A 24,331-nucleotide genomic window follows, 5' to 3' on the forward strand; every position below is an offset into this window, starting at 1 on the left:
TCATTATGCGTGTGGCTTCTCGCCATTTTCATCCTGATCGACCGCGAAGCAGGCCACCAGCTGGCCGCCATAATCCTTCAGCTGCGGCTGTAGCTGGGTGCAGGGGCCAAAGCGGCGGCTGCAGCGGGCGTTGAATGCACATCCCGGCGGCGGATTCAGCGGGCTTGGCAGCTCTCCCGTCAGCTTAATACGCTCACGACGATCGTCCGGGTTCAGACGCGGCGTCGCGGACAGCAGCGCCTGGGTGTACGGGTGGCGAGGGTTATTAAAGATCTGGTCTTTGGTCCCCTTCTCCACGCAGCGCCCCAGGTACATCACCATCACTTCATCGGCAATATGCTCCACCACCGACAGGTCGTGGGAGATGAACACGTAAGAGAGTCCCAGCTCCTGCTGCAGATCCATCATCAGGTTCAGCACCTGCGCACGCACGGAGACGTCGAGCGCCGACACCGGCTCGTCGGCAATCACCACGTCCGGGTCAAGCATCAGACCGCGCGCGATGGCGATACGCTGACGCTGGCCGCCGGAGAACATGTGCGGATAGCGGTCGTAATGCTCGGTTTTGAGGCCGACCTTCGCCATCATCGCCAGCGCTTTTTCACGGCGCTGCTCTTTGCTCAGATTGCTGTTAATCAGCAGCGGTTCCTCCAGAATCTGCCCCACTTTTTTACGCGGGTTCAAAGAACCATACGGGTTCTGGAACACAATCTGGATTTTCTGGCGACGCAGCTTCTGCGCCTGCGGATCGTGCTTGAGCAGATCCTGGCCCTGATAATAGAGCTCACCGCCGGTCGGCACTTCAATCATCGTCAGCAGACGGCCCAGCGTCGATTTCCCGCAGCCTGACTCTCCCACCACCGCCAGCGTTTTACCGCGTTCGAGGTTAAAGGAGACGCCATCCAGCGCTTTCACCAGGCGTTCAGGGGCAAACAGTCCCTTCTTCACCGGGTAATATTTTTTCAGGTCGATGGCCTGCAACAGCGGCTGTTGCGTGGTGGCCTGTTGCGTACTCATAGTGTTGGCCTCCCGGCATCATCGAGTGGGTAGTGGCATTTCGACTGACGACCGTCAGCCAGCTGGTTCAGCTCTGGCTCTTCCGCCCGGCATTTGTCCGTCGCATACGGACAGCGCGGATTGAGCAGACAGCCCTGCGGACGGTCATATTTACCCGGCACCACACCCGGCAGCGATGCCAGACGCGCTTTATCCTGAGCAAACTCCGGCAGCGCGCGTAAAAGCGCCTGGGTATACGGGTGACGCGGCGCGCGGAAGATATCGTGCGAATTTCCGGTCTCGACCACCTGGCCGGCATACATCACGATGATTTTGTGCGCGGCTTCGGCCACCAGCGCCAGATCGTGCGTAATCAGCACCAGCGCCATATTCTCTTTCTGCTGCAGCTCCAGCAGCAGCTCGATGATTTGTGCCTGAATGGTCACATCCAGCGCCGTCGTCGGTTCATCCGCAATCAGCAGCTTTGGCCGACAGGCAATCGCCATGGCGATCATCACGCGCTGGCTCATCCCGCCGGAAAGCTGATGCGGGTAAACGTCCAGACGCGAAGCCGGGTCAGGAATACCCACCTGATTCAGCAGATCGATCGCCCGCTGACGACGGGTTTTCTTATTCCCGCCCTGGTGCACCTTAATCGCTTCCATAATCTGGAAACCGACGGTGTAACACGGGTTCAGGCTGGTCATCGGATCCTGGAAAATCATCGCCACTTCCGCGCCCACCAGCTGGCGGCGCTGTTTTTCAGAAATGCGCTTCAGGTCCTGACCGTTGAACTGCAGGTTTTCCGCCATCACGCGGCCCGGGTAATCAATCAGCCCCATGATCGCCAGCGAGCTGACGGACTTACCGGAACCGGACTCCCCAACGATACCCACCACTTCGCCCTGATTGACGCTGTAGCTGATGCGGTCCACGGCGCGAAACGGGGTGCCTTCATCGCCGAAGTGCACCGATAATTTATCTACATTTAATAACGCCATCTCGTGCCTCTTACTGCTTCAGTTTGGGATCAAGCGCATCACGCAGGCCATCACCCATCAGGTTAAATGCCAGCACCGTCAGCAGGATTGCCAGACCCGGGAAGGTGACAACCCACCAGGCGCTTTGTGCGAACTGCAACACGTCGGAGAGCATGGTGCCCCACTCCGGTGTTGGCGGCTGCGCACCCATGCCCAGGAAGCCAAGAGCGGCCATATCAAGAATGGCGTTAGAGAAACCGAGCGACGCCTGAACAATCAGCGGCGCAAGGCAGTTCGGGAAGATATTGACAAACATCTGGCGCATCGCACCGGCCCCCGCTACGCGAGACGCCGTGACGTAGTCGCGGTTCACTTCCACCAGCACCGCCGCGCGGGTTAAACGCACGTAGTGAGGAAGCGCCACGAACGTCAGCGCCAGGGCGGCGTTACCGATCGACGGCCCGAAGATCGCCACCAGCACCAGCGCCAGCAGCAGGCTTGGCAGCGCCAGCATGATGTCGACGATACGCATGATGATGTTATCAACAATGCCGCCGAAGTAACCGGCAACCAGACCCAGTACGATCCCCATAATCAGGGATAACACCACCACCAGACAGCCGACCAGCAGCGACAGGCGCGCACCGTACATCAGACGCGACAGCACATCGCGGCCCACATCATCGGTCCCCAGCAGGTGCGCCAGGCTACCGCCGTCCTGCCAGGCAGGCGGGGCGAGCAGCGCATCGCGGAACTGATCCGCCGGGTTATACGGCGCCAGCACGTTTGCGAACACCGCAATCAGGATCATGATAGCGACATACACCAGCCCCACCACCGCGCCTTTGTTGCGCTTGAAGTAGTGCCAGAACTCCTGCATCGGCGTCATCGGAACCGGTGCAGCAACAACTTTGTTTTCAGAAACCTGTGACATGATGGCCCCTTACTTCTTATGACGAATACGCGGGTTCACCACGCCGTACAGCAAATCGACCAGCAGGTTGACGAGGATAATCATCGTCGCGACCAGCAGAACACCGCCCTGCACAACCGGATAGTCACGGCGCTGCAGCGCGTCAATCAGCCAGCGGCCCAGGCCCGGCCAGGAGAAGATGGTTTCGGTCAGGATCGCCCCCGCCAGCAACGTCCCCACCTGGAGACCGATAACGGTCACTACCGGCAGCATGGCGTTACGCAGCGCATGGACGATAATGACGCGCATACGCGTCAGGCCCTTGGCGCGGGCGGTGCGGATGTAATCCTCACCCAGCACTTCCAGCATCGATGAACGGGTCATACGGACGATCACCGCCAGAGGAATGGTGCCCAGCACCATGGCAGGCAGGATCATATGCGCGACGGCATCCATGAAGTTGCCCTCTTCACCCCAGATAGCCGTATCAATCAGCATAAAGCCGGTGAGCGGGTTGGAGTCGTCCAGGAAGACCATATCGCTGACGCGCCCGGAAACTGGTGTCAGGTTAAGCTGCACCGAGACCAGCATGATCAGCATCATGCCCCACCAGAAGATAGGCATGGAGTAGCCGGTCAGCGCCAGACCCACGGCGGTATGGTCAAAAATAGAGCCACGCTTGACGGCAGCCAGTACCCCGACAGGAATACCCACCGCGGTGGCGAAAATCATGGCGCAGACGCCAAGCTCCAGTGTCGCTTTAAAACGCGGCACGAACTCGTCCCACACCGGAAGACGGCTTTTCAACGAAATCCCTAAATCACCGTGCAGCACGCCCCAGATATAGTGGAGATACTGCTGCCACATCGGCTTATCGAGGCCGAGTTCAGCCAGCAGTTGTGCATGGCGCTCAGGGGAAATACCACGCTCGCCCGCCATAATCATTACCGGGTCGCCGGGGATCATATGGACGAAGGCAAAAGTGAGAAGGGTGATACCGATAAACGTGGGGATAACAAGTCCCAGACGTCGGAGGATGAACTGCAACATAACCCGGATTCTCTCTGATGACGCACGACCAGTGGCGTGACGTCTGTATTGCTCACAAATCTTATCCCCTCTCCTTTCAGAGAAAGAATTAAGCACTGCTGCCGGGTGGCGCTACGCTTACCCGACCTACAGACCGTAGGCCAGTGCAAGCGCAGCGCCGCCTGGCGTTGCTTTTAATTATTCAACCGATACGTTTTCGAAGTGGTGTTTGCCCAGTGGATCAACCACGTAGCCTTTCACTTCTTTACGCACTGGCTCGTACACGGTGGAGTGAGCCACAATCAGCGCCGGAGCCTGATCGTGCATAACAACCTGTGCCTGCTTGTACAGTTCAATACGTTTGTTGTGATCGTCGGTCGCACGCGCCGGCTGGATCAGGTCTTCAAACGGCTTGTAGCACCAGCGAGAGTAGTTAGAACCGTCTTTTGCCGCCGCGCAGCTGAACAGGGTGGCGAAGAAGTTGTCCGGATCCCCGTTATCACCGGTCCAGCCCATCATGACTGCCTGGTGCTCACCCGCTTTGGCGCGCTTCAGGTACTCGCCCCACTCGTAGGTCACAATCTTGGCCTGAACGCCAATCTTAGCCCAGTCAGCCTGAACCATTTCTGCCATACGGCGTGCGTTCGGGTTGTACGGACGCTGTACCGGCATCGCCCACAGCTCGACGGTGAAGCCTTTATCCTGGCCCGCTTCTTTCAGCAGCGCTTTCGCTTTCTCAGGATCGTAGGAGTAGTCTTTAACGTCGTCGTTATAGCCCCACATGGTTGGTGGGATCAGGTTTTTGGCTGCAACGCCAGCGCCCTGGTAAACCGCCTTGATAATCGCTTCTTTGTTCACCGCGTAGGTCAGCGCCTGACGCACTTTCACGTCATCAAACGGTTTCTTCTCGGTGTTGAAGGAGAGATAGCCCACGTTCAGGCCAGCCTGCTCCAGCAGGTTGATGTTCTTGTCCTGCTTCATGCGGGCGATGTCTGCCGGGTTCGGGTATGGCATCACCTGGCATTCGTTTTTCTGCAGTTTTGCATAACGTACGGACGCATCAGGCGTGATGGAGAAGACCAGACGGTCAATCTTCGGCTTGGTGCCCCAGTAGCCTTCGAACGCTTTATACAGAATACGGGAGTCTTTCTGGTACTGCAGCAGCTGGAATGGACCGGTACCGATTGGGTTCAGGTCGACTTTCTCCGGCGTACCGGCTTTCAGCATGTTATCCGCGTACTCTTTGGACAGAATAGAGGCGAAGTCCATGGCCAGGTCTGCCAGGAACGGCGCTTCAGGACGCGTCAGCACGAACTGAACGGTATTATCGTCCACTTTTTTCACTTCAGAGATCAGATCCGGCAGGCCCATCCCTTCGAAGTATTCATAGCTGCCGCCAGAGACTTTGTGGTATGGGTTCTGGGCGTTTTTCTGACGGTCGAAGGAGAACACAACGTCGTCGGCATTAAAGTCGCGCGTTGGTTTGAAATCTTTGCTGTCCTGCCACTTCACGCCCTGGCGCAGGTGGAAGGTATAGGTTTTACCGTCTTCGCTGACGTCCCACTTCTCAGCCAGACCCGGAATCACTTCCGTGGTACCGGTTTTGAATTCAACCAGACGGTTATAGATCGGTACAGAGCTTGCGTCGTACGTCGTACCAGAGGTAAAGAGCTGTGGGTTAAAGCCTTCCGGCGAGCCTTCAGAACAGTAAACCAGGGTTTTTGCCTGTACGCTTGCTGCCACGGTCATAGCCACCAGGCTCAGACCAAGCTTCAGCATCCCTGACTTCTTCAAGGAAATACTCATTATTCTGCTCCAATGTGATGTTTTGCTTTGTTGTGTTACGCCGCCAGACCTTTATTTATTTTTTACCCGGTCCGGTCGGAGGTGCCCGAAGGCGTTAAAGGGATGGAGAATCCTTTCAGAAGAGCGTTTGAGTTGCAGCGCAGATCGTCCCTGAAATGCCCCTCATGCCCTACAATCTGTCAACAGAATGTGAAAACGTCAATACAGGTGACGGGGATTTACGCTGAGTGTGAGAAACCGCAAACAAAGATTAAAAAAACCATGAGCGCCAGTTTTCAGCAGGGAAATTTATGCTACTCGCCATGTTGCAGCACAACTCTCTCCCTATTTCGCCACAATCAGTGATTAACTTTTATTCAGAATGGGTAAATTTTCTTGCAGAATGGTGATTATCTGAGCACTAAATACCGCGAACGTTAAAACGCACAGCGAAAAATGCTGAGGTTATCCATAAGCAACGCGAAAAAAGATCAATCTATATATAAAAAAATACAATGGATTATGTCACAAAATCGTTAACAGACAGGGAGAAGCCGGTCTAACAGGCATTTTGGATACTCTGGTGGGGTAAGGTCATAATGCAAAAAGGGCTAACCTTGCGGTTAGCCCTTTTCAGAATGTGGTCGGCGAGAGAGGATTCGAACCTCCGACCCACTGGTCCCAAACCAGTTGCGCTACCAAGCTGCGCTACTCGCCGAATGCGGAGCGCATCTTACTGCTGAGGTGCGCCCCCGTCAATCCCTTATTTTCAAAAAGCCATTCAACTGGCGATATTCTCGCCAGAGCAGCTACTGCGCGGCTTTTGCGCTGTTATCGGGGAGTTTACACCAGTTGTTGTTTTCGTTAATTCCACCATCCGGTGAGGTATAGCCGAGACAACCCATGATGGTGTCATACAGCTCAACGTGACGACGCGGCACCTTCATCTCCGCCTCTTTCTTCAGCTGAGCAAACATCTTCGCTTTCTCCGGGTCTTCCAGATACTTGTCGGACATCCACACCATCATTGGCACGCGGAACTGCTCCGGCGGCGCCATCTTGCGTGGCGTACCGTGGAGATGCTCGTATTCATTGATGGATTCACCGTGGTCCGCCGCATAGAAGACAATCGCTTTCTTATCACGAACCTGGTCAATTACCGTATCAATAAAGTGATCCACATACATCACGGAGTTGTCGTAGGAGTTAATCAGCTGAGCCTTGGTGCAGTCTTTATCCACCCCGACACATTCCGGCGTCCATTTGGCAAAGCTACGCGGATAGCGTTGGGTGTAATTAAAGTGCGACCCTTTGGTATGCAGGATGATCATGTGCTTACCATCAGGCTTACCGTTGAGAGAGAGTTTCATCTCATCTATCAGCAGCATGTCATCGACAGGTTTTCCGCGGTTGCGCGCCTCTGCGCCAATCTGCTCGCGGTAGGAAATATTTTGCGCCATGGTGTTGCTGTAGAACCACATCTCACTCTGCATCGCATAGAGGTCAGACGTAAATCCAAGCTGATGCAGCACCGAGAAGACGTTTTGCTCTTTTAGCGTACGCTGCGGGTTGTCACTCGCCCCGCCTTCGCGCACAAACATGCAGCGCAGGGAGAGCTTGGTGGCGGTATCACAGGAATAGCCACGATAGGCAATCAGGTTCTTTTCCTGCGCCAGTTTCGGCGTGGTATCTCGGTTATAGCCGAGAATGCCCATATGATCCCAGCGCGTGGTCTCTCCGATAATAAAGACGACGTAGGTATCGTCGATATCCTTTGGCGCAACATAGGTAAATTTCTTCGCCGGGTTTATCAGCGACTTATTATCCGAGGATTCATCCACCTGCGCCCACGCATACAGCCCCAGCGCGGAGATCCAGTTAGACGGCAAATACGAGTTGGCGACCACACCGCCATAGCTTGGCAGATCCACGCCGGAGGTACGTTCATCATTCTTCTGCTTCACTTCCAGCAGGCGAATCGGCCCCCAGACCATCAGGCCCGCCAGCAACACCACGGCGACGCTTCTGAATCGCTTTCCGGGCGTGCGGATCTGGTGAACCAGCGTGTAGCGGCAGCGGTTGCTCCAGATGAGCAGCAGCGGCAAGGCGCTGACGGCCACCAGCCAGAGAATAAAGTGGAGCCCTACAACCTCTTTAGAGAGGTCGATATCCGTGGTCATCACCGAGGCAATAATGCCGTAGCCAATTACCACGTTCATAAAGGTCATGTAATAGCTGGCACCCGCCGAGCACAGCACGATAAACGTTGCCAGCACTCGCCACACGCGACGGCCAAACAGGGTAAGAATACGGAATAAAAAGAAGGTGACCAGTACCGCAGCGACCAATTCGACAACCGCTGCAATTCCTTTCCAGACGGTAAAATCATGCGCATAACCGTCAAACCGACGAAAAAAAACTGCGCCATTCATAAACAGGCCGATGTACAACGCCAGCAAAAAGCAGAGCTTTTGTTGCGCCATCGATTTAATGTATTTCATGCAAGCTACCCGGAACAAGGGACAGTACCACCGCCCACGCTGATTATTACGTGGGCAGATTACATATACGCACAGGGGATCGTTCAGTGAAACGACGACAGGCGTGGTAAGTAGACCACAGAGGAAGGGAAAAGTGGCAGCAGAGTGTGTGATCGGTACAGTTATTTACAAAAAACACTTCAGGAATTTGACAACGCCAGCAAAGCCTCGGTTTTCACATAAGAAACAGGCCGGATAACCGGCCTTATTTAACGTCTCAGGCATGCACCTCTTTGAAGACTTCACGCTGCGGCTGACGAATCGTCGTGGACAGTGCCAGCGAGATAATCAGCAAGGCAAAGATCACGCAGAAGGTCACGTAGAACCCGCCGAACAGGGAGGCAATCAGCGAGCCGCAGATACTGCCAATCCCGAAGCCCAGATAGATAACCCCATAGTTTTTCGCCAGATTGTTCAGGCCAAAGAACTCGCTCACCAGTGACGGGAAGACGGTAATGGTGCCGCCGAAGTTAAAGGCCACGCAGGCAATCGCCGCGAAGAAGGTGGCTTCATTCAGCGGAGCGAACAGCAGCGCCGCCATACCGACCAGCGAGACCACCTGGCCAATCGTAATCACGCGGATGCGGGCAATTTTGTCAGACAGAATACCGAGGACCAGACGACCCGAGAGGTTAGCAATGGAGATCACGGTCACCGCGTTGGCCGCCGTGGCTGCATCCAGCTTCACCATCCCCTGCGCGATATCTTTCGCCACGCCGATGACATACAGACCGCTCATGCAGGCCGTCAGGAACATCACCGCCAGCATCCAGTACTGTGGCTTACGCATGGACTGCGCGAGGGTGAAGTCGTTCTCCACCACGCCGTTTACAGATTTCACTTCCTGCTGCGGCGCATCTTTCATCAGCGTGGCGCCGAACAGAATCATCACCAGCACGATAGCGCCCCAGATCATGAAGGTTTTTTCGAGACCGACGGACGCCAGCAGATGGGCGTCGATAAATTTGAACCCGAGGCTGCCCAAACCGTAAGAACCAATGGCAAACGCCGAGATTAAGCCTTTACGTTCCGGGAACCACTTCACGCAGTTTGACAGCGTCAGCAGATACCCCGCACCGTCCGCCAGCCCCACCAGCACGCCAGCGCTTAGCCACAACATCATCAGGTTGCTGGAATGCGCGGTCAGGAAAAAGCCCAGACCCAGCAGGATGCCGGACGCCATGGTCACGCGCTTCACGCCAAAACGCTCCTGCAGCTTGCCCGCGACAGAAGATGAAATCGCCAGACCCAGGCTCAGCAAACCAAAGGAGAACGCGACCTGACTGACCGGCGCGCCGAGTTTGTCGGAAAGCGCGCTGTTAAACAGGCTCCAGGTATAGACCGACCCCAGCGCAAACTGAGTGACGATGGTACCAAAGAGCGTGAGCCAGCGCGTGCGGTTATAGGTTGATGTGTTCATGGCAGTTGTCCTGCAAGAGAAATTAAGGAAGTTCGCTGAGGACAACGATAAACAAAACCTTAATATGCCTGGGGTAAAACGGCATGAAATGCAGGCGGAACGGAATGAAATGCCTGGAATCGGGAATGAATGACCTGGCACGGGAATAAAGCGATAGCGTGTTAGTACCTGCTATCGCTGTAAACCCTGAGGTTGTTGTATTCGAGATGTTATCGTAACGTTTAAAAAAGTAACAACTCTAGAAATTCGCGCTGACGCCGAGGGTGTATAAAAACTCCTCACCGGTAGTGGTATGCTCCCCCTGAGCCAGCGACGCATAGGCCGCCATGTGGGTATTAAAGGGAATATCCGTTCCTACGGTGACATCCATCCAGCTACCGTTTTGAGCAGGGGCGGGCGTTTGTGGCATACCAAACTGCGATTTCCACTGATTTTCACCAAACTGCTGGTTATAGCTGATCTGCGCCCAGGGCCGGAGATCGCCGTACTGGGTATTCACGCGCCACCCCAGCGTGCTGATGCTGGCATGCCAGAGCGGGTCCGTGACTGACTGTGTCGACGCGCTATCCCCAAACTCGTTGATCATCATGGGAGCCGTGCCGTCATAACGCCACGCCACCACCGGGCCAGTGGTGATGCGCGCTGAAACGGGAAAATTCCAGCCCACGCTCATCGCCCCCTCTGCCGTACTGCCAGACGGTATATTCAGGGCAAGACCCGGGGCGTTTTGCGAAGACTGAATACGCTCAGCGAGAATATCCTCATAGCGCGGTTGGTGATCCGCGTCCCATGTATAGCGTTCCGCCGTATTATTTTGGCCGTCTGAAACGATATATTCCTGTTGCCAGGCAGACGCTGTATTACAAAAAAACAGGCAGGCTGAAATTCCCACCAGGCCAGACACAGCATGGCGACCACTGATTTTTTTTATCATCATCAACGCGACCCCAGAGAGAGCCGAATTCGGCGATATTTGTCGTTATTCAGGAAGAGCTTATAGCCCTGTATTAACTATTGTCTTTATAGTAAACACGTCAAGCCGGTCAGAACGAATTTTTTGCAAAATCAGTATCAATAAGGGAGATGACGGATGGAACGTTGCGGTTGGGTAAGCCAGGATCAGCTTTATATCGACTATCACGATCGGGAATGGGGCGTGCCGGAAACGGATGGCAAAAAGCTCTTTGAGATGATCTGCCTTGAGGGCCAGCAGGCGGGGTTGTCATGGATTACGGTACTGAAGAAACGCGAAAATTACCGCAACGCCTTCCATCAGTTCGATCCCGTCGCCGTCGCCGCGATGACCGATGAGGACGTCGAGCGACTGGTGCAGGATGCCGGCATCATCCGCCATCGCGGTAAGATCCAGGCCATCATCGGTAACGCACGCGCTTATCTGGCGATGGAGCAAAACGGCGAATCATTTTCAGATTTTGTCTGGACGTTTGTGAACAACACTCCGCAAGTCACGCAGGCCGCCACGCTCGCGGACATCCCGGCCTCCACCCCAGCCTCGGATGCGCTCTCGAAGGCCCTGAAAAAACGCGGCTTTAAGTTTGTCGGCTCCACCATCTGCTACGCCTTTATGCAGGCCTGTGGCCTGGTCAACGACCACGTTACCGGCTGCTTCTGTCATCCGGGAGGCCATCATGATCCGCAAATGGCAAAGTGAAAATACCGCGCCGCTTCTGAGCCTGTGGCTTGAAAGCACCACAGAAGCGCATCCGTTTATCGCGCCGAATTACTGGAAAGAGAATGAGGCCATGGTGCGGGATGTTTACCTACCCTCCGCTGAAACCTGGGTCTGGGAACAGGACGGCGAACCTTGCGGATTTATCAGCGTGATGCAGTCTCAGTTTGTCGGCGCCCTGTTTGTGGCGCCGTCATGCATCGGGAAAGGCATCGGGCGCGCGCTGCTGAACCATGTTCAACAGCGCTTTCCGCACTTAACCCTGGAGGTGTATCAGAAAAATGTCCGGGCGGTGAACTTCTACCATGCGCAGGGCTTTCGCATTGAAGACAGCGCCTGGCAGGATGACACCCAGCACCCGACGTGGATCATGAGCTGGCAGGCGGATCAAACGCCGTTAAGGTAAGCTCGGGGCCCGTATATTTCTCGACCCAGGCCAGCGCCGTGTTTCCTGCGCAGCCATTCCCCAGCTTAGAGCTGGGGAGATCTTTGGTCAGTACGTTAACCGCCCCGTTTTTACAGATACCGCCTTCGGCGAGCTCAAGGTCAGGCCATGCGCCCTGATGAATGCAGATCACGCCCGGCTTAATCCCGTCGCTCACCACCGCCCCTGCCAGCACCTGCCCGCGTGAGTTCCAGACGCGCACCACGTCGCCGTCCGCAATCCCGCGCGCTTTCGCGTCGAGGGTATTCAGCGTGATCGGCTCTCGTCCGGCGACCGCATACTGCTCGCGCAGGGAGGTATAGTTAAGCTGGCTGTGCAGACGGTGCGCGGGATGGGCAGACAACACCTGCAGCTGATCCGGCCGGGCGTTGCCGTGCCATTCGTCCGGTTCGAGCCACGTGGGATGGGGCGGGCAGTCAGCATAGCCAAAGCTGGCGATGCGCTCACTGTAGATCACAATCTTTCCGCTCTCGGTTTTCAGCGGATGGTTCTCCGGATCGCGTCGAAAATCAGCGAAACGAACAAACTGCGCGTTCTGTTCGCTCTCCGGCATTTCAATAATCTGGTTCGCCTCCCAGAACTCAGCAAATGGCGGAAGCGTCACGCCCTGCGCCGCGCCGCGCTGCCCGGCAATCTGGTAGAAGGTCTCCAGCCATTGCAGATCGCTTTTCCCTTCAGTAAAACGCGTGCGACCGCCCGTTTCCCATAGTTCGCTCAGTTCAGCAAACACGTCAAAATCGTCACGCGCTTCATCACGCGGGGCCACCACGCGCTTCATCGGGACCATATGCTGATTGCTGTAGTCGCCGGTCATGGTGAGATCGTTACGCTCAAACGAGGTGGTCGCCGGGAGGACGATATCGGCGTGTTTCGCCGAAGCGGTCCAGAAGCACTCTGAAATCACCACCAGCTCCGGCTTCTGCCAGGCGCGGATCAGGCGATTGGTATCCTGATGGTGCGTGAAGTTTGACCCGCCCGCCCACCAGACAAATTTAATATCCGGGAAGTGGCGGTCCAGACCATTGTGCTGATAGAACCCGCCCGGATTTTCCAGGGCTTCAACAATACGCGCCACCGGGATTTTATCCACCGCATCCACGCCGCCCTGCACTGAGCCCTGCAAAGACGCCAGCACCGCCGCTTTACGCGTGGGGTTACCACCATTGGCAAAATGATAGGAGAGACCAAAACCGCCGCCCGGCGTACCGATCTGCCCAAGCATCGCGGCAAGGGTCACCAGCATCCAGTGTTTCTGCTCGCCAAACTGCTGGCGCTGCATCCCCCAGCCGGACATTAACATCGTGGCATTTTTATGGAATAACGCCGCCAGTTCGCGGAGTTTATCCGCAGGAACGCCACAAATCTCTGCTGCCCACTCTGCCGTTTTCGCCACGCCATCGGACTGGCCCGTCAGGTAGTCGGCGAACTTATCGAAGCCGGTGGTACAGCGCGTCAGAAATTCGACATCGTGCCAGCCGTTTTCCACCAGCGTATGGGCGATACCCAGCATCATTGCCACGTCGGTGCCCATATGCGGGGCAACCCACTCGGCGCTGTCGCCGAAGAAATCCAGGGTTTCAGAACGCATCGGATCAATGCAGATGATGCGCTTGCCGCTTTTGCGCAGCGCGTCGAAATAGCCAATGCCCTGCTCGTCGCTGGCATTCCAGGCAATTTTCAACGTGTTAAGAGGGTTAGCGCTCCACAGCACCACCACATCGATATGCGCCAGCACCAGCGGCCAGCTGGTCTGCTGCTGATACACTTCGTTCCCGCCCACGACGTACGGCATGATCGCCTGCGCCGCACCGGTGGAGTAATCCCCCAGATGACCGGTATAGCCTCCCGCCAGGCTCATATAGCGCTGCAGCAGCGTCGACGCCTTATGCAGCACCCCGTTAGAGCGCCAGCCGTAGGACCCGGCGAAAATCGACGACGGACCGTAACTGTCGCGAATGCGCTTGTGCTGGGTGTGGATCAGCGCCAGCGCGTCATCCCAGCTCACGCGAACAAACTCATCCTGCCCGCGAATACCCTGCGGCTTGTCCGGCGAGGCCAGAAAACCTTTACGCACCATCGGCCAGCGCACGCGCGTTTTGCTATGCACCTGATCGCGAACGACGGTCTGTAAAGAGTTGGGATGTTGTGTTGGCAATGCTCCGCGAGATGACAGAACGTTTTCGCCGTCGGTTTCGACCAGCATCGGCCCCCAGTGGGCGGCGGTCAGAATGGTTTTCGTTGAGGTGCTCAAGCGTGCGCTCCTGGTTGCGTGCAGGTTTACGGCCTTCTTGTTGAGGCCGTTTATGGTTTGTCACAAATTTCAGAGTTATACCCGGAATTTTCTCCGTATCTGGACGTCATAATCAACTGCCACGCTCGCCGTGGCAAAGAATAAAAAGGATTAAGGAAAGAAGATGAAAAAACGCGTACTCGTTATTGCCGCTCTGGTGAGCGGTGCCCTGGCTGTTTCTGGCTGCACAACCAACCCTTACACCGGTGAACGCGAAGCGGGTAAATCCGGCATTGGCGCGGGTATCGGCTCGCTGGTCGGCGCAGGCGTTGGGGCGCTCTCCTCCTCCAAGAAAGACCGCGGCAAAGGCGCGCTGATTGGCGCAGCGCTGGGCGGCGGCGTAGGCTATTACATGGACGTGCAGGAAGCGAAGCTGCGCGACAAAATGAAGGGAACCGGCGTGAGCGTGACGCGCAGCGGCGATAACATCATCCTGAACATGCCGAACAACGTGACCTTCGACAGCAGCAGCGCAACGCTGAAACCGGCTGGCGCGAATACCCTGACCGGCGTGGCGATGGTGCTGAAAGAGTACAATAAGACCGCGGTGAACGTGATGGGCTACACCGACAGCACCGGCAGCCAGGATCTGAACATGCGTCTGTCCCAGCAGCGCGCCGATGCCGTGGCAAGCTCACTCATCACCCAGGGCGTTGAAGCAAACCGCATCCGCACCAGCGGCATGGGCCCTGCCAACCCTATCGCCAGCAACAGCACGGCGGAAGGCAAAGCGCAGAACCGCCGCGTAGAGATTACGTTAAGCCCAATTCAGTAGGTAAAAGCAAAACGGCAACCCCGTTGCCGTTTTTAGTGTTTGCGCCCTCTCCCGTGGGAGAGGGTTGGGGTGAGGGCATCAGACCGCAACCTCCGGTAAGCGCAGCACCACCGGGCAAATTACTTGATTCGTCCGATTTTCCCGCTAAGGTATTCTCACTAAATTCAGGGAAATCAGTGATGAGCAAACCAGCCCGGGCCACCATCAGCGACGTGGCGAAAGCCGCCAAAACCGGTAAAACCAGCATTTCGCGCTATCTTAACGGCGAGAAACACCTGCTGTCCGATGCGTTGCTGGCGCGTATTGAACAGGCCATTGCCGATCTCGACTACCGTCCCAGCCTCATGGCGCGCGGGCTCAAACGCGGCCGCACCCGCCTTATCGGGCTGATCATCGCCGATATCACCAACCCCTACTCCGTGAACGTGCTCAGCGGTATCGAAGCCGCCTGTCGCGAGAAAGGCTTTACGCCGCTGGTCTGTAATACCAACAACGAAGTCGACCAGGAGCTGCATTATCTCGACCTGCTGCGCAGCTATCAGGTGGAAGGGATTGTGGTCAACGCGGTAGGCATGCGTGAAGAAGGATTAAATCGCCTGCAGCAACCCTCCCTGCCCATGGTCCTCATCGACCGTAAAATCCCGGAATTTGCCTGCGACGTGGTCGGGCTGGACAACACCCAGGCCGCGACAACCGCCACCGAACATCTGATTGAACAGGGCTTCGAGGCCATTCTGTTTCTGAGTGAACCGCTGGGGATGGTCAACACCCGTCGTGAACGCCTGAGCGCATTTCGCGCCACGCTGGAGCGTTATCCCGGCGTGATCGCCGAAAATGCCGAAACGCCGCTGCACGAAGCCGCGCAGCTCGACAACACCCTGCGTCAGTTCCACATGCGCCATCGCGGGATGCGAAAAGCCGTTATCTCCGCCAACGGGGCGTTGACCCTGCAGGTTGCCCGCTCGCTCAAGCGCATTGGCCTGCACTGGGGCAGCGACATTGGTCTGCTGGGATTCGATGAACTGGAGTGGGCGGAACTGGCTGGCGTAGGCATTACCACCCTCAAACAACCCACCTGGCAGATTGGCTATGCTGCTGTTGAACAAGTGGTTCGTCGTATTGAAGGCACCAGCGATGCCGTTCGCGAGCAGGTCTTCTCCGGTGAACTGATCGTTCGTGGCTCTACCGCGCGTTAAATTTCCCTTGTGATAGCGATCATAAATTCAACATCCTGACCTTTTCTTTGGAACCGGTTCCATCTAGCGTAATAGTATTGATATGTTGCGATGGAGTCCGAAGATGGGCAGGAAAATTATGGTGGTTACCGCCGCGTACGGTGCGGAACAGGTGCGGCAGGCGGGCGGTCAACGGGCGATGCTCCCTGTTATTGCTGGCGCGGGGGCAGACGGCGTGGAGATCCGCCGCGAGCTGTTCAACAGCGAAGAGCTGCTGGCGCTGCCTGCGCTGGGCGAATCCATTGAGCTGCTGGGCCTGCTGGCGTGCTACTCCGCACCCGCCGCCCTGTTTATGCCCGGCGGCACCCTCAACCCGGACCTGCCCCACTATCTCTCTGAAGCCAACACCCTGAACGCCCTGTGGCTGAAGGTTTCCCTCGGCCATTTCAGCGACACGCAACCGCTCGACGCCCTGCGTACGCTATTGAACACCAGCGGTATGGCGCTGGTCGTGGAGAACGATCAGACCGACTGCGGACAGCTCGCGCCCATGCAGCGCTTCCAGGCCGCCTGTCGGGAAATGGCGCTCCCCGTCACGCTGACCTTCGACATGGGGAACTGGCTGTGGGTCGGCGACTCCCCGGAAGAGGCCGCGCGTCATCTGGCCCCTGCAGTGAGCTATATCCACGTGAAAGCCGCCGTGCCGCATAAAGATAACTTCCGCGCCGTCGCACCGGACCGCGCCGATGCACGCTGGCTGGATCTGCTCGGCCAACTGCCTGCCGATGCCCCGCGCGGTATCGAATTCCCGCTGGAAGGGTCGGATTTAACCGCCGTTACCCGCCATTACGTCAACCTGCTGCGCGAGGAGTAAACCATGCACAAGACGCTGGATGTCATCACGATTGGTGAAGCCATGGCCATGTTTGTCGCCACCGAAACGGGCGAGCTGAGTGCGGTGGAGCACTTTATCAAACGCGTCGCAGGCGCAGAGCTGAACGTCGCGACCGGCCTGGCGCGTCTCGGCCTGAACGTGGGCTGGGTCAGCCGCGTGGGGGATGACAGCTTTGGCCATTTCGTTCTCGATTCGCTGAAAAAAGAGGGGATTGATGCCGCTGGCGTCACCCTCGACGGACGCTTCCCTACCGGCTTTCAGCTTAAATCCAAGGTTGAAAATGGAACCGATCCCATCGTGGAGTATTTCCGTAAAGGCTCGGCCGCAAGCCACCTCTCTGTCGCGGATTACCACGCCGATTACTTTGCCTCCGCGCGCCATCTTCATCTGAGCGGCGTGGCAGCCGCGCTGTCTGCCAGCTCGTATGAACTGCTGGATCATGCGGCAGCTACCCTGAAAGCCCAGGGCAAAACGATCTCGTTCGATCCGAATTTGCGCCCGGTGCTGTGGAAAAGCGAAGCGGAAATGGTGGAGAAACTGAACCGTCTGGCGTTCAGGGCGGACTGGGTTCTGCCAGGCCTGAAAGAAGGGATGATCCTGACCGGCGAAAGCACGCCGGAAGGCATTGCTGACTTCTACCTGAATAAAGGGGTAAAAGCGGTGGTGCTGAAGACCGGTGCCGATGGCGCATGGTTTAAAACGGCCAACGGTGAACAGGGTGCGGTCGCGGCAGTGAAGGTCGAGAACGTGGTCGACACCGTTGGCGCGGGCGACGGCTTTGCCGTGGGCGTGATTAGCGCCCTGCTGGAAGGTAAAACGCTACCGCAGGCCGTCGCGCGAGGCAACAAGATTGGCTCGCTGGCCATTCAGGTGCAGGGCGACAGCGAAGGATTACCAACGCGAGCACAGCTCGGCGTTTAAATTCCCTCTCCCACAGGGAGAGGGCCAGGGTGAGGCCAGCAAGCCGCACCAAATAATTAAGCCACCGTGTACCCTACAGACAACGGCGGTAACAACCTCAACAACAGAGGCAAGCCTATGAACAGTTCGACCAATGCAGTAAAACGCTGGTGGTACATCATGCCAATCGTGTTTATCACGTACAGCCTGGCGTACCTTGACCGTGCCAACTTCAGCTTCGCGTCCGCAGCAGGGATCACCGAGGACCTCGGGATCACCAAAGGTATCTCTTCCCTGCTGGGTGCCCTTTTCTTCCTGGGTTACTTCTTCTTCCAGATCCCCGGCGCGATTTATGCGGAACGCCGCAGCGTGCGTAAGCTGATCTTCATCTGTCTGATCCTGTGGGGCGCCTGCGCGTCACTGACCGGCATGGTGAACAATATTCCTGCCCTGGCCGCCATTCGCTTTATCCTCGGCGTCGTTGAGGCGGCGGTTATGCCCGCGATGCTGATCTACATCAGCAACTGGTTTACCAAATCTGAGCGCTCGCGCGCGAATACCTTCCTGATCCTCGGTAACCCGGTCACGGTACTGTGGATGTCGGTGGTGTCGGGCTACCTGATCCAGTCCTTCGGCTGGCGCGAGATGTTTATTATTGAAGGGGTGCCGGCAATTATCTGGGCCTTCTGCTGGTGGGTGCTGGTGAAAGATAAACCTGCCCAGGCGAAATGGCTTTCCGAAGATGAAAAAGCAGCGCTGCAGGCGCAACTGGATAAAGAACAGCAAGGTCTGAAGGCGGTACGTAACTATGGTGAAGCCTTCCGCTCGCGTAACGTGATCCTGCTCTGCGCACAGTATTTTACCTGGAGCATTGGCGTGTACGGCTTTGTGCTGTGGCTGCCGTCCATTATCCGCAGCGGCGGTGAAAACCTCGGCATGGTCGAAGTAGGCTGGCTGTCATCCGTACCGTACCTGGCGGCAACCATCGCGATGATCATCGTCTCCTGGGCGTCGGACAAGCTGCAGAACCGCAAGCTGTTTGTCTGGCCGCTGCTGCTGATTGCTGCCTTCGCCTTTATTGGCTCCTGGGCCGTGGGCGCAAACCACTTCTGGGTCTCTTATACGCTGCTGGTGATTGCCGGTGCCGCCATGTATGCCCCGTACGGACCGTTCTTCGCCATCATCCCCGAGATGCTGCCGCGTAACGTTGCGGGTGGCGCGATGGCGCTGATTAACAGTATGGGTGCACTGGGTTCGTTCTGCGGCTCCTGGTTCGTGGGTTACCTGAACGGTGCCACCGGCAGTCCGTCCGCATCGTACATCTTTATGGGGGTGGCGCTTTTCGCCTCGGTGTGGCTTACTCTGATTGTTAAGCCTGCTAATAATCAACAACACCCTGTCGGCGCTCGCCACGCCTGAATCCTTAAAAAAATCAACGGAGATTAGCATGAAGCCGTCCGTCATTTTGTATAAAGCCCTGCCGGAAGATCTGCAGAAACGTCTTGAAGAGCACTTTACCGTCACGCAGGTGAAGAACCTGCGCCCGGAAACCGTGGCACAGCACGCCGACGCGTTCGCCAGCGCCGAAGGCCTGCTGGGTTCAAGCGAAAAAGTGGATGTCGCCCTGCTGGAGAAAATGCCGAAGCTTCGTGCTACCTCTACCGTTTCCGTGGGTTACGACAACTTCGACGTAGATGCCCTAAACGCCCGCAAGATCCTGCTGATGCATACGCCGCATGCCCTGACGGAAACCGTGGCCGACACGCTGATGGCGCTCATGCTCACCACGGCCCGTCGCGTAGTGGAAGTCGCCGAGCGCGTCAAAGCGGGCGAGTGGACAAAAAGCATTGGTCCGGACTGGTTCGGGGTGGATGTTCACGGCAAAACGCTGGGCATTGTCGGTATGGGGCGTATCGGGCTGGCGCTGGCGCAGCGCGCGCATTTTGGTTTTAACATGCCGATTCTGTATAACGCGCGTCGCCATCACAGTGAAGCCGAAGAACGCTTCAACGCCCGTTACTGCGAGCTGGATACCCTGCTGCAGGAAGCCGATTTTGTCTGCCTGGTTCTGCCGCTGACGAACGAAACCCGTCATCTAATCGGCAAAGAGGCGTTTGAAAAAATGAAGACGTCCGCCATTTTCATCAACGCGGGTCGTGGCCCGGTGGTGGATGAGAAGGCGCTGATTGAGGCCCTGCAAAACGGTGAGATCCATGCCGCAGGTCTGGACGTGTTTGAGCAGGAGCCGCTGCCGGTGGATTCGCCACTGCTTTCGCTGCCTAACGTGGTTGCCCTGCCCCACATCGGCTCAGCCACCCATGAGACGCGCTACAACATGGCGGCCACCGCGGTTGATAATCTGATTGCCGCATTAGGTGGAAAGGTGGAGATAAACTGCGTGAACCCGCAGGTGCAACGGTAGAAACGAAAAAACCCGCCAGAAGGCGGGTTTTTAAATTCTTTGCTACTGGGTTGGAAGCTTACAGGCTTACAACGTTACCAGCTGCTGGGCCTTTAGCGCCGCTTTCGATGGTGAAGGACACTTTCTGACCTTCGTCCAGAGATTTGTAGCCATCGTTCTGGATAGCAGAGAAGTGTACGAACACGTCTTTAGAGCCATCGTCAGGAGTGATGAAGCCGAAACCTTTATCAGCGTTGAACCATTTTACCAGACCAGTCATTTTAGCAGACATAGAAATTACCTTATTAACAAATATATTGTGCCTTCCGGCTTGATGGATTGCGTTACAGATTTTTAAGCGATGAAGGAAGGGTCACTACGAAGGGTATCTATGGATAACAATCTGGACTGCTTTACTAAACTGCTTTAGGTCTGTGTAACAAACCGACGAGAACAGTTATACCGATGTGGTAGAGGAATGACAAGCGTTATTTTCTGTATGCATAAAAAAACCCCGCCAGAAGCGGGGTTTTTCGTCTTATTCTGTGGCAGTGACTGCCGCACTCCAGGCCTGGCTAAAGGCCTGATGCTGGGAGGCCAGCGGCCCAATCAGCGTATTGTACTGGCTTGCCTGCTGCGAGGTCGGGAACTGAATACCGTTGGCAACAAAGCTCACCTGCGTATTCTGCTGGGCGATAAAGTCACCCACCTGGACCAGCTGCTGCGTGAAGATTTGCGCGGCTGGAATCAACGGCTGCAGTGCTTCAGACGGTTTGGTCACCACTTTCTCATACACTTTGTCGAAGACCGGTTTGAGATCGTCGCCCTGCTTCAGCGCAGAACGTGACGCGTCAGCCTGCATTTTCGCATTTTGCAACTGCTGGCTCAGCACGCCAAGCGCACCGTTGGACTGGCGCAGCGGTTCACGTTGCGTCATATAATCCTGTGGAACGCGGATGGCGTTCACGCTATCCACTACCGGGCGGATACCGGAATCCATCGCCTGGCTCACCTGCTGTGAATAACCATAAAGAATGGCGTAATCGGACACGAAGGGGCCAAACTGTTTTTTCTGATCCGCAGTCAGCGTCGGCAACCGCTCGCCGCTGCGCATCACTGTATTCTGCAGAAAATCGATAAACGCTTTGCGCTGATCGCCTTCTTTATCAAAACACCCACTCAGGCTAACAACCATCAACAACGCCGCAATAGGCGCAAACCAGCGAGAGCAGGACTTTCCTGTCGCCATTTTATTACTCCTTTCACCCAAAAAAGCGCACACCGGCACACGCGTGCCCGACGCTGACAAGGATAGTCCAGGTCAGCCTTGCAAGATACTCTTTTCATGCAAAACGGCTATTGCCGATTTATTTCTTATCATTTACAAAAAAATACCTGGCGAAGCCGACATATGACTAATCAGGGAATTAGCATAACTCTCCATATTGCTGAATCGGATACAGCGATCGTTACCGCACGATTAATCACACCCGTGACGATCCTGGGTTGGTATTAGGGACTATTCTTAATTGGCTCTCTGATGTTCTTGATCACGATGTGAGATTTAAGAGGAGTCCTCAATGGAATATAAAGATCCTGAGTTTGAACTGCTGAGCAGTCTGGAACAGATCATTTTTAAAGATGTACCGCAGACGATTACCCTGCAACAAAAATCCAATCCCTTTACAGAATATGAGCAATTGCGCAAAGGGACAGGACTGAAAACCGAAGAATTCGCCAGAGCGATGGGTGTCAGCGTGGCTATGGTGCAGGAGTGGGAGTCAAAACGTGAGAAACCCACCCCAACCGAGTTAAGGCTGATGCGCCTGATTCAGGCCAACCCTGCACTCAGCAAACAGATAGCGTAGTGAAGATTGAATGCCCCCGCCTTTGCGGGGGCTTGTGTTTTACAGGCTATCACAACGCCAACCCGCCTCTTCCCACACCAGCTCATGCGTTAACGTTAAGCCGCTTAAAAACGCCTCATCGTGTGATACCACCAGCAGTGCCCCAGGGAAACCGGCCAGCGCCGCTTCAATGGCCTGGACTGAAGCCAGATCCAGATGGTTGGTCGGTTCATCCAGCAGCAGAAGCTGCGTGGCCTCCGCGCGCCACAGCACGCAGGCCAGGGCAGCCTTAAAACGCTCACCGCCGCTGAGCGCAGTCAATGGGAGCATCACTTTGTCAGCCCCCAGTTGAAGCTGCGCTAAACGGGTTCGCAATACCCCTTCTTCCAGAGGGGTATGACTCAAATTGAGATGCGTCATGACCGACTGCGAGAGATCGAGCCGGGAGAGATGCTGGTCGAGATAAGCACAGCTAACGGAGACCTTACAGGTACCCGAACGGGGAGTCATCTCGCCGAGGATAGTTTTTAACAGCGTCGATTTTCCGCAGCCGTTCGGTCCCTTTAACGCCACGCGCATCGGTCCGTCCATACGCCAGGTAAGCGGTGGAACAGGCACATGCGGCAGCACCAGATCCTCCAGCACCAGTACCTGTTTGCCCTCCGGGACCTGACTCCCCGGCAGAGTGAACATCACCGGGTTATCGTCTTCAACCCGCTCGCGCGCCTTGTTAACCGCAGCGTTCAGCGCTTCATTTTGCTCGCTGTGCTGTTTTTTCCAGGAGCCGATACGTTCCTTTGCCGCGCCTTTATATTTGACCCGCTCAAACGACGCGATATTCAGGGTATCGACGGTGCGTAACGTCTTTGCCGAACGCCGCTGGCTGTCATCATGCTCTTTTTGCATGCGTGCGCGGGTGCGTTTGCGCTCGGTTGCCGCATGTTCCAGCGCCGCGCGGGCCGCCTGCTGTTCGGCATCGCGCTGGGCTTGATAATCCGCATAATTTCCGCCGTAGCTGCGCAGACCCGAGGCGCTCAGCTCAAGGATACGGGGTACCTGAGCCAGTAACTCACGGTCATGGGAGGCCACCAGTACGCCGCCCTGATACCGACTCAACTGGTCGTAGAACCATGCCCGGCCTTGTCGATCCAGATGGTTAGTGGGTTCGTCCAGCAGCATGAAATCCGCTTCAGCCGTAAACGCCCCGCACAGCAGAGCACGAATGCGCTCGCCGCCGCTGAGTTCACCGGCAGGTTTATCCGGATCAAACGGCGGAAGCTTCGCATTGATAAACGCTTCGCTCAGACGTTCGGCTATATCCCAGTAACCGTCGAGCAACGCCAGATCGTCGGGCAGGTAATCGCCGCTGTCGATGCGCTTACGCGCCGCAAAAATCGCGTCATATCCGAGAAGTTCAGCCAGCGTCGTCTGCGAAGAAATGACGTGCTGCTGCGCCACCCAGGCATGCGAGCCAAAGCGTTCGATATGACCGGTAGCCGGTTCGTCCAGCCCCGCCAGCAGACGCAGCAGACGCGTTTTTCCGCTGCCGTTGCGGCCAACCAGCGCGCACAGGGAGGGTTCCAGCGAAAGATTCAGCGGACCAAAAAGGGTATCGCCCGTCGGAAACTGACAGGTGACCTGATGCAAAATAAAAGAAGGGGACTGCGCAAAATGAGCCATAAGCACTCCTGAATGAAATCAAAACATCCCCTGCCGACGCGCTAGCGTTTAGCAAGGATCGAAATTCATCAGTCGTGTTTGTTCATTTTTGGGGGGCGCTCCAGCGCGAGAAAGTTAACGCGATAAGGATAGCGGTAATGTGTTGACGGTTTCAAGGTTAAATTTTGGACGACTTATACTCCCTCTCCCTTTGGGCTGAGGGATCCCCACAAATTAATGCGAGCAGTGAACAATCCCCTCGCCCCTTTGGGGAGAGGGTTAGGGTGAGGGGAAGCATACGACTCTGGTGGTCATTCCGTTCACTTTATGTTCCTTGCTACTCTGTAACGACAATACCCGTGAACGTGCCAGGGTGGCTCAGTCGCCACCACCCTGGCTACCCGGCCTGCAGGAAACGCCTCAGCGATTTACAGCCGGACCATAGCGTCGCTGTAAGACCTCTGCCCGCAGTATGCTTTTCATTGCGGTAATTTTGCGAGTCTCTTTCCAGAAATGGTAATATCCTCAGTGGCATAGCTCAAATCTGTTGCCGCCTGTTTTGATGAGCAGTAAGTTCTCTTCGCACCTGCA

At 56.1% G+C, this 24,331-nt stretch carries 21 protein-coding genes and 1 tRNA gene; 9 read left to right on the forward strand and 13 right to left on the reverse strand.

The window, feature by feature from the left end; translation table 11 throughout:
- Positions 1 to 3 precede the first annotated feature (3 nt).
- From dppF to ACMWJS_RS14720, 9 genes are all read right to left on the reverse strand, one after another.
- Positions 4 to 1,017 (reverse strand): dipeptide ABC transporter ATP-binding subunit DppF, encoded by a 1,014-nt coding sequence (gene dppF / locus ACMWJS_RS14680; protein ID WP_032644494.1) that lies wholly within the window; start codon positions 1,015 to 1,017, stop codon positions 4 to 6.
- Positions 1,014 to 1,997, reverse strand: coding sequence for a dipeptide ABC transporter ATP-binding protein (dppD, locus tag ACMWJS_RS14685; RefSeq protein ID WP_008502772.1), 984 nt, complete (start codon positions 1,995 to 1,997; stop codon positions 1,014 to 1,016). Before dppD ends, dppF begins: the two co-directional genes overlap by 4 nt.
- Positions 1,998 to 2,007: 10 nt before the next feature.
- Positions 2,008 to 2,910 carry a dipeptide ABC transporter permease DppC gene (gene dppC, locus ACMWJS_RS14690; RefSeq protein ID WP_008502771.1) on the reverse strand — a complete coding sequence of 301 codons (903 nt, stop codon included), beginning with the start codon at positions 2,908 to 2,910 and terminating at the stop codon, positions 2,008 to 2,010.
- A gap of 9 nt (positions 2,911 to 2,919) precedes the next feature.
- On the reverse strand, positions 2,920 to 3,939 hold the full coding sequence (gene dppB / locus ACMWJS_RS14695; protein WP_008502770.1) for a dipeptide ABC transporter permease DppB: 1,020 nt from the start codon (positions 3,937 to 3,939) through the stop codon (positions 2,920 to 2,922).
- 177 nt (positions 3,940 to 4,116) lie between these two features.
- The gene (dppA, locus tag ACMWJS_RS14700) at positions 4,117 to 5,724 is read right to left on the reverse strand and encodes a dipeptide ABC transporter periplasmic-binding protein DppA (RefSeq protein ID WP_045907856.1); all 1,608 of its coding nucleotides are present in this window, start codon (positions 5,722 to 5,724) and stop codon (positions 4,117 to 4,119) included.
- A gap of 620 nt (positions 5,725 to 6,344) precedes the next feature.
- Positions 6,345 to 6,421, reverse strand: a tRNA-Pro gene (locus ACMWJS_RS14705).
- A 91-nt stretch (positions 6,422 to 6,512) separates the two neighbouring features.
- Positions 6,513 to 8,204 carry a kdo(2)-lipid A phosphoethanolamine 7''-transferase gene (gene eptB / locus ACMWJS_RS14710; protein WP_045907857.1) on the reverse strand — a complete coding sequence of 564 codons (1,692 nt, stop codon included), beginning with the start codon at positions 8,202 to 8,204 and terminating at the stop codon, positions 6,513 to 6,515.
- Positions 8,205 to 8,460: 256 nt separating this feature from the next.
- Positions 8,461 to 9,663, reverse strand: coding sequence for an MFS transporter (locus ACMWJS_RS14715; RefSeq protein ID WP_008502767.1), 1,203 nt, complete (start codon positions 9,661 to 9,663; stop codon positions 8,461 to 8,463).
- Between the two features lie 238 nt (positions 9,664 to 9,901).
- Complete coding sequence (locus ACMWJS_RS14720) at positions 9,902 to 10,600, reverse strand: autotransporter domain-containing protein (RefSeq protein WP_414747239.1); 699 nt, start codon at positions 10,598 to 10,600, stop codon at positions 9,902 to 9,904.
- 153 nt (positions 10,601 to 10,753) lie between these two features.
- Between ACMWJS_RS14720 and tag the strand changes: the two genes are divergently transcribed.
- Together tag and ACMWJS_RS14730 are read left to right on the forward strand one after the other, a co-directional pair.
- A complete protein-coding gene (tag, locus tag ACMWJS_RS14725; protein WP_045907859.1) occupies positions 10,754 to 11,335 on the forward strand; it encodes a DNA-3-methyladenine glycosylase I in 582 nt (193 codons plus the stop codon).
- Positions 11,313 to 11,759, forward strand: a complete 447-nt coding sequence (locus ACMWJS_RS14730; RefSeq protein WP_045907860.1) for an N-acetyltransferase — start codon at positions 11,313 to 11,315, stop codon at positions 11,757 to 11,759. The genes tag and ACMWJS_RS14730 overlap by 23 nt, the downstream gene beginning before the upstream one ends.
- Here the strand turns inward: ACMWJS_RS14730 and ACMWJS_RS14735 are convergent.
- Positions 11,722 to 14,001, reverse strand: a complete 2,280-nt coding sequence (locus tag ACMWJS_RS14735) for a molybdopterin guanine dinucleotide-containing S/N-oxide reductase (protein WP_414747291.1) — start codon at positions 13,999 to 14,001, stop codon at positions 11,722 to 11,724. The genes ACMWJS_RS14730 and ACMWJS_RS14735 overlap by 38 nt on opposite strands.
- Positions 14,002 to 14,212: 211 nt before the next feature.
- On the opposite strand from ACMWJS_RS14735, the gene ACMWJS_RS14740 reads away from it, so the two are divergent.
- The 6 genes from ACMWJS_RS14740 to ghrB all read left to right on the forward strand — a co-directional run bounded on the left by ACMWJS_RS14740 (position 14,213) and on the right by ghrB (position 20,255).
- Positions 14,213 to 14,863, forward strand: a complete 651-nt coding sequence (locus ACMWJS_RS14740; protein ID WP_414747240.1) for an OmpA family lipoprotein — start codon at positions 14,213 to 14,215, stop codon at positions 14,861 to 14,863.
- Positions 14,864 to 15,042: 179 nt separating this feature from the next.
- Entirely contained in the window at positions 15,043 to 16,059 is a 1,017-nt protein-coding gene (locus ACMWJS_RS14745; RefSeq protein WP_414747241.1) for a LacI family DNA-binding transcriptional regulator, read from the forward strand.
- 103 nt (positions 16,060 to 16,162) lie between these two features.
- Positions 16,163 to 16,912: a sugar phosphate isomerase/epimerase family protein gene (locus ACMWJS_RS14750; protein WP_406915864.1), complete on the forward strand. Its 750-nt coding sequence runs from the start codon at positions 16,163 to 16,165 to the stop codon at positions 16,910 to 16,912.
- Positions 16,913 to 16,915: 3 nt separating this feature from the next.
- Positions 16,916 to 17,854, forward strand: a complete 939-nt coding sequence (locus tag ACMWJS_RS14755) for a sugar kinase (protein ID WP_126534947.1) — start codon at positions 16,916 to 16,918, stop codon at positions 17,852 to 17,854.
- Between the two features lie 117 nt (positions 17,855 to 17,971).
- Positions 17,972 to 19,252: an MFS transporter gene (locus tag ACMWJS_RS14760; protein WP_045907864.1), complete on the forward strand. Its 1,281-nt coding sequence runs from the start codon at positions 17,972 to 17,974 to the stop codon at positions 19,250 to 19,252.
- A 28-nt stretch (positions 19,253 to 19,280) separates the two neighbouring features.
- The gene (ghrB, locus tag ACMWJS_RS14765) at positions 19,281 to 20,255 is read left to right on the forward strand and encodes a glyoxylate/hydroxypyruvate reductase GhrB (protein ID WP_069720483.1); all 975 of its coding nucleotides are present in this window, start codon (positions 19,281 to 19,283) and stop codon (positions 20,253 to 20,255) included.
- 58 nt (positions 20,256 to 20,313) lie between these two features.
- Here ghrB and cspA read toward each other — a convergent pair whose 3' ends face one another.
- Together cspA and ACMWJS_RS14775 are read right to left on the reverse strand one after the other, a co-directional pair.
- Positions 20,314 to 20,526 carry an RNA chaperone/antiterminator CspA gene (cspA, locus tag ACMWJS_RS14770; protein ID WP_003860775.1) on the reverse strand — a complete coding sequence of 71 codons (213 nt, stop codon included), beginning with the start codon at positions 20,524 to 20,526 and terminating at the stop codon, positions 20,314 to 20,316.
- Positions 20,527 to 20,772: 246 nt separating this feature from the next.
- A complete protein-coding gene (locus tag ACMWJS_RS14775; protein WP_024909075.1) occupies positions 20,773 to 21,483 on the reverse strand; it encodes a DUF3053 domain-containing protein in 711 nt (236 codons plus the stop codon).
- Between the two features lie 331 nt (positions 21,484 to 21,814).
- On the opposite strand from ACMWJS_RS14775, the gene ACMWJS_RS14780 reads away from it, so the two are divergent.
- A complete protein-coding gene (locus tag ACMWJS_RS14780) occupies positions 21,815 to 22,102 on the forward strand; it encodes an HTH-type transcriptional regulator (protein WP_008502755.1) in 288 nt (95 codons plus the stop codon).
- Positions 22,103 to 22,141: 39 nt separating this feature from the next.
- Here the strand turns inward: ACMWJS_RS14780 and ACMWJS_RS14785 are convergent, their stop codons facing one another.
- Positions 22,142 to 23,761 (reverse strand): ABC-F family ATP-binding cassette domain-containing protein, encoded by a 1,620-nt coding sequence (locus tag ACMWJS_RS14785; RefSeq protein WP_414747242.1) that lies wholly within the window; start codon positions 23,759 to 23,761, stop codon positions 22,142 to 22,144.
- Positions 23,762 to 24,331 lie beyond the last annotated feature (570 nt).

Origin of the sequence: Enterobacter sp. HK-058-C-ECC (assembly GCF_047531125.1) — a bacterium.
Lineage (GTDB): Bacteria > Pseudomonadota > Gammaproteobacteria > Enterobacterales > Enterobacteriaceae > Enterobacter > Enterobacter quasiroggenkampii.

What these genes read in the sequence shown, in the direction of transcription:
- dppF (WP_032644494.1), bottom strand. Translation starts at nt 1,017, where the DNA reads ATGAGTACGCAACAGGCCACCACGCAACAGCCGCTGTTGCAGGCCATC.
- dppD (WP_008502772.1), bottom strand. Translation starts at nt 1,997, where the DNA reads ATGGCGTTATTAAATGTAGATAAATTATCGGTGCACTTCGGCGATGAA.
- dppC (WP_008502771.1), bottom strand. Translation starts at nt 2,910, where the DNA reads ATGTCACAGGTTTCTGAAAACAAAGTTGTTGCTGCACCGGTTCCGATG.
- dppB (WP_008502770.1), bottom strand. Translation starts at nt 3,939, where the DNA reads ATGTTGCAGTTCATCCTCCGACGTCTGGGACTTGTTATCCCCACGTTT.
- dppA (WP_045907856.1), bottom strand. Translation starts at nt 5,724, where the DNA reads ATGAGTATTTCCTTGAAGAAGTCAGGGATGCTGAAGCTTGGTCTGAGC.
- eptB (WP_045907857.1), bottom strand. Translation starts at nt 8,204, where the DNA reads ATGAAATACATTAAATCGATGGCGCAACAAAAGCTCTGCTTTTTGCTG.
- ACMWJS_RS14715 (WP_008502767.1), bottom strand. Translation starts at nt 9,663, where the DNA reads ATGAACACATCAACCTATAACCGCACGCGCTGGCTCACGCTCTTTGGT.
- ACMWJS_RS14720 (WP_414747239.1), bottom strand. Translation starts at nt 10,600, where the DNA reads ATGATGATAAAAAAAATCAGTGGTCGCCATGCTGTGTCTGGCCTGGTG.
- tag (WP_045907859.1), top strand. Translation starts at nt 10,754, where the DNA reads ATGGAACGTTGCGGTTGGGTAAGCCAGGATCAGCTTTATATCGACTAT.
- ACMWJS_RS14730 (WP_045907860.1), top strand. Translation starts at nt 11,313, where the DNA reads ATGATCCGCAAATGGCAAAGTGAAAATACCGCGCCGCTTCTGAGCCTG.
- ACMWJS_RS14735 (WP_414747291.1), bottom strand. Translation starts at nt 14,001, where the DNA reads ATGCTGGTCGAAACCGACGGCGAAAACGTTCTGTCATCTCGCGGAGCA.
- ACMWJS_RS14740 (WP_414747240.1), top strand. Translation starts at nt 14,213, where the DNA reads ATGAAAAAACGCGTACTCGTTATTGCCGCTCTGGTGAGCGGTGCCCTG.
- ACMWJS_RS14745 (WP_414747241.1), top strand. Translation starts at nt 15,043, where the DNA reads ATGAGCAAACCAGCCCGGGCCACCATCAGCGACGTGGCGAAAGCCGCC.
- ACMWJS_RS14750 (WP_406915864.1), top strand. Translation starts at nt 16,163, where the DNA reads ATGGGCAGGAAAATTATGGTGGTTACCGCCGCGTACGGTGCGGAACAG.
- ACMWJS_RS14755 (WP_126534947.1), top strand. Translation starts at nt 16,916, where the DNA reads ATGCACAAGACGCTGGATGTCATCACGATTGGTGAAGCCATGGCCATG.
- ACMWJS_RS14760 (WP_045907864.1), top strand. Translation starts at nt 17,972, where the DNA reads ATGAACAGTTCGACCAATGCAGTAAAACGCTGGTGGTACATCATGCCA.
- ghrB (WP_069720483.1), top strand. Translation starts at nt 19,281, where the DNA reads ATGAAGCCGTCCGTCATTTTGTATAAAGCCCTGCCGGAAGATCTGCAG.
- cspA (WP_003860775.1), bottom strand. Translation starts at nt 20,526, where the DNA reads ATGTCTGCTAAAATGACTGGTCTGGTAAAATGGTTCAACGCTGATAAA.
- ACMWJS_RS14775 (WP_024909075.1), bottom strand. Translation starts at nt 21,483, where the DNA reads ATGGCGACAGGAAAGTCCTGCTCTCGCTGGTTTGCGCCTATTGCGGCG.
- ACMWJS_RS14780 (WP_008502755.1), top strand. Translation starts at nt 21,815, where the DNA reads ATGGAATATAAAGATCCTGAGTTTGAACTGCTGAGCAGTCTGGAACAG.
- ACMWJS_RS14785 (WP_414747242.1), bottom strand. Translation starts at nt 23,761, where the DNA reads ATGGCTCATTTTGCGCAGTCCCCTTCTTTTATTTTGCATCAGGTCACC.